Annotated in this window: 4 protein-coding genes; 1 reads left to right on the forward strand and 3 read right to left on the reverse strand. The window is 45.4% G+C overall.

Annotated elements, in window-relative coordinates:
* The first annotated feature begins 284 nt into the window (after positions 1–284).
* Complete coding sequence (gene wecB, locus QUB04_RS32190) at positions 285–1,397, forward strand: non-hydrolyzing UDP-N-acetylglucosamine 2-epimerase (RefSeq protein WP_333290720.1); 1,113 nt, start codon at positions 285–287, stop codon at positions 1,395–1,397.
* Positions 1,398–1,506: 109 nt separating this feature from the next.
* On the opposite strand, the gene QUB04_RS32195 is transcribed toward wecB, so the two are convergent.
* The 3 genes from QUB04_RS32195 to QUB04_RS32205 form a co-directional block, all read right to left on the reverse strand.
* Positions 1,507–2,784 (reverse strand): TPM domain-containing protein, encoded by a 1,278-nt coding sequence (locus QUB04_RS32195; protein ID WP_333290721.1) that lies wholly within the window; start codon positions 2,782–2,784, stop codon positions 1,507–1,509.
* 282 nt (positions 2,785–3,066) lie between these two features.
* Entirely contained in the window at positions 3,067–3,588 is a 522-nt protein-coding gene (locus QUB04_RS32200) for a hypothetical protein (RefSeq protein WP_333290722.1), read from the reverse strand.
* Positions 3,589–3,596: 8 nt separating this feature from the next.
* A partial coding sequence (locus QUB04_RS32205) for an SLOG cluster 4 domain-containing protein (RefSeq protein WP_445301109.1) occupies positions 3,597–3,899 on the reverse strand: 303 nt, incomplete at its 5' end.

The following is a 3,899-nucleotide window of genomic DNA, read 5'->3' on the forward strand; positions in this document are numbered from 1 at the left end:
TGATTGTCGGTATGATCGAATCAATGACGTGGCGATCGCCTGACTCACTCTTTTAAGATACAAGGGGCGGGTTTCACCAACAATAATTGCCTAAAACTCACAATCTCAAAAACCCGCCCCCACCCAAAGTCAAACCACCTTCTATCTCTCTTCTCTCCCTCCTCTGCGCCCTCTGCGCCCTCTGCGGTTCCTAAAAAAATAAATCTTGTTAACCAACGATTCAAACCAGCTCTAAAATCTTCAGCCTTTAAGAGCCTCGCCCATCTCAACTACCCAATTTTACCATGTCCGAAGCCACACACCGCGTTTGCATCGTCTTAGGAACTCGCCCGGAAGCGATTAAACTAGCCCCAGTAATTCAACTGTTCAAAAGTTCGCCAACCTTTGACACCCAAGTAATTTTAACCGGTCAGCACCGAGAAATGGTCGAGCAAGTAATGCAAATGTTCGATCTAAAAGCCGATCGGGATTTAGCAATTATGCAGCACCAGCAAACCTTGACAGATATTACATCCCGGAGTTTGCAGGGTTTGGAAGCCTTGTTTAAAGAATTGCAGCCCGAAATCGTCTTAGTTCAGGGCGATACAACGACAGCGTTTGCCGCTACTTTGGCTGCATTTTACCAGAAAATACCCGTAGGTCACGTAGAAGCCGGATTGCGGACAGACGACGTGTTCAATCCTTACCCGGAAGAGGCTAACCGACGGTTGATTTCTCAGCTCACACGGCTGCATTTTGCCCCGACAGCCCTGGCTCAAGAGAATTTAGGGCGATCGGGCGTTTTGGGAGAAATTCACCGTACAGGCAACACAGTAATCGATGCCTTGCTTTCTGTCGCCAAACGCCAACCAGAATGCAACATTCCTAACTTAGATTGGAGCAAATATCGCACTATCTTAGCAACAGTTCACCGCCGCGAAAATTGGGGAGAACCTTTAGCAGGAATTGCTAAGGCATTTCTCCAAATTTTAGATAAATTTCCCGATACAGCATTGCTCTTACCTCTACATCGAAATCCCACAGTCAGAGAACCTTTAAAATCTCTTTTAGGCGACCATCCGAGAGTCTTTTTAACTGAACCTTTAGATTACGCCGAATTAGTAGGAGCAATTCAGAGATGTCATTTAATCCTCACCGATTCCGGCGGCTTGCAAGAGGAAGCACCTAGTTTGGGCAAGCCCGTTTTAGTATTACGAGAAACCACAGAAAGACCAGAGGCAATTTCTGCGGGTACTGCTAAACTGGTTGGTACTAATTCTGATATAATTACAGCAGCAGCGGCAGAGTTGCTCAGCAATTCCGAAGCATACAACGCAATGGCAATGGCAATTAATCCCTTTGGTGACGGTTTTGCAGCCTCGCGGATTTTGAAAATTGTTGAAGAGTATTTTACTTAGCTACCCCTCGATTAGTCGGCGGTTGAAACCGCAACTATACAAACTTTCGTCCCCGCAGAGGCAGACTAATTCCTGCTAAAAAAACTCGGTTTCTGCCTCCATTCCCGAATTACCAATCCCCACCGCCACCCCCACTACTGCTGTAGTCGCTACTGCTGCTGCTACTGCTGTAGTCGCTACTGCTGCTGCTGTTACTGCTGTAGTCGCCGCCACCGCAATAATCGCTACTGCTAATGCTGTAATCGCCACCGGCACCGCCACCGCTGGAGTCGCCACCGCCAAAGCTACCCCCGCAGTCGCTACTGCTAATGCTGTAGTCGCCACCGGCACCGCCACCGCTGGAGTCGCCACCGCCAAAGCTACCCCCGCAGTCGCTACTGCTAATGCTGTAGTCGCTGCTATTAGTGCTGTAGTCGCCACCGCAATCATCGCTGCTGCTGTTAATGCTGTAGTCGCTAGTGCTACAGTAATCAATGCTGTTACTGCTGTAGTCGCCACCCCCACCGTAATAGTTGTGGCTGTTAATGCTGTAATTGCGATTGTTACTGCTGTAATTGGGACTGTTACTGCCGTGGTTGGGATTGTTACTGCTGTAATTGCGCCGATAACGGCGGTGGCGGTAACGAGATATCCGAGAAAATAAGCTGCGAAATATCCTGAAGATAATGAAGCAAGGTATAAACGCTATGAATGCTATGAATAACAACCCAAGTAAGCCATAGATTAGATACGATGAATCTTCACCTGTGGATGTACTATTGCTAACAACTGGCGATTGACTAGGTATTGGTGACGGTTTCACCCCTTGAGATGGTACGATAGGAGCCAAAGGCAGCGTGGTTTGAGATTGAGCATTTACCGTCGGAGTTTGTAAAACATTTACTAACGCCTTTGTCCCCGCTAATGTGCCCCCGTCAAAGTCCTGCTGTTTAAATCTGGGCGTAATTTCAGTTTTAATAATTCCCACTACCTGTGCATCCGGCAAAATGCTTTGAATGCCCGAACCTGTTTCAATTTGAACGCGGCGTTCCCCCGATGAAATCAACAATAAAACTCCGTTATTTTTACCTTTTTTGCCAATCCCCCAAAAGTTAAATAATTCTGTGGCAAATGCTTTTGGTGTCGCCGATGGCTGAGTATCAGGCACTGTCACAACAGCGATTTCGGAGCCATTTTTTACCTCTAAATCCGAAATCATTTGATTTAGCTGAGTTGCGGTGCTGTCGCTAAGAATGTTTGCCTTGTCCGTTACCCAAGTATTATTTACTTGGCGGGGATTCGGTACTTCTTGTACTGTTATAGCTTGGCTCGTTACGGGAAATGCAATTGCCGAAAAGCACAGCAAAATGCTGCCGATTATTTGTTTATTGCTAAATTGTAACTGCATCGCTTCAGTCTCCTGAATAACTGCTAATCTTAAATTGACATATATCTGTCCGCCTAATTACAATTAAATAACCAGCTCACGGTCACGTCAATTCATATTATTCAGAAGTTGAATTCATAAAAATCATAATTTTAGGTGCGCCATAAGCACCTTACATTTATAGTCTAGGAGGCAGGGGTGGCGAGAAACCGGGTTTTTAACCAAAATAATTGCTGAAAACCGTCAATCTCGGTTCAAAAACCCGGTTTCTTAGTGGGCGAGTGCTAACTAATTTAGATATTTTTAAGGAGAGGGAAGTTGTGGCTGAAAATTTCTGCTACCTTTATAACCCGATAAAATAGCCAGTTTTTCCAAAGATTGCCTGCCCGTGTAATATTTCCCCCGAATTTCCCAAGTGGGATAAGCTTTAATATTGGCAGCTTTGCACAAATCCGGTTGAGCATCTTTGCCTCTGGGATCGCACTCAATGTAAGTAATGGCGGTAAATGCTTCTTTGCCGAAAAGTTCTTGTTGCGTGTGACAGTTAGGACACCAGTAAGCACCGTAGAGTCTAGCTTTGATGGTCTGCAAATGGGTTGCTAAAGCTATTTGATCCGGCACCGATTCGCTGCGAATAGGTGGCGCTTCTTGTTCGGTAACAGGCTGTGTGAAAGGGGGAGGAGGAGGGAGGGTTTGTGCTAATTTTTGAGTGGGTTTATTGCTGAAACTGAACTGTGCAATTCTTCCGTCTGCTTTGGTAGTGACGAAAATCCCCAAAGTCAGGAAAATGCCGATCGCACAAAAGTTGAATTTGCTTACTCTCATCTTGGATTTCATCTTGAATTTACTAGGATTTCGCGAGCTTGATTCATAGCTTCTACAGCATTGTTTACCACAAAGATGTTAAATTGTGCTAAAGCTTTAAAAAAAAGTTGACTTTCGGCGCTGTGATTTAACAATATAACTTGTTTGTTAGCTTTGAGGGCCAGGGCGATTTCCGAAGCAGTGCCCGTGCCCATACCGCAGGCAATTATTACATCTGAAGAAAGAATGTTAATGTGTAAGGATTCAGGTCTAAGATTGGGGAACAAGAGAAGGCATAAAAAAGTTACAAGAATGGGCAGATATAGCCTTAC

The sequence above is a fragment of the Microcoleus sp. D2_18a_B4 genome (assembly GCF_036702475.1).
In the GTDB taxonomy this organism is placed as follows: domain Bacteria; phylum Cyanobacteriota; class Cyanobacteriia; order Cyanobacteriales; family Microcoleaceae; genus Microcoleus.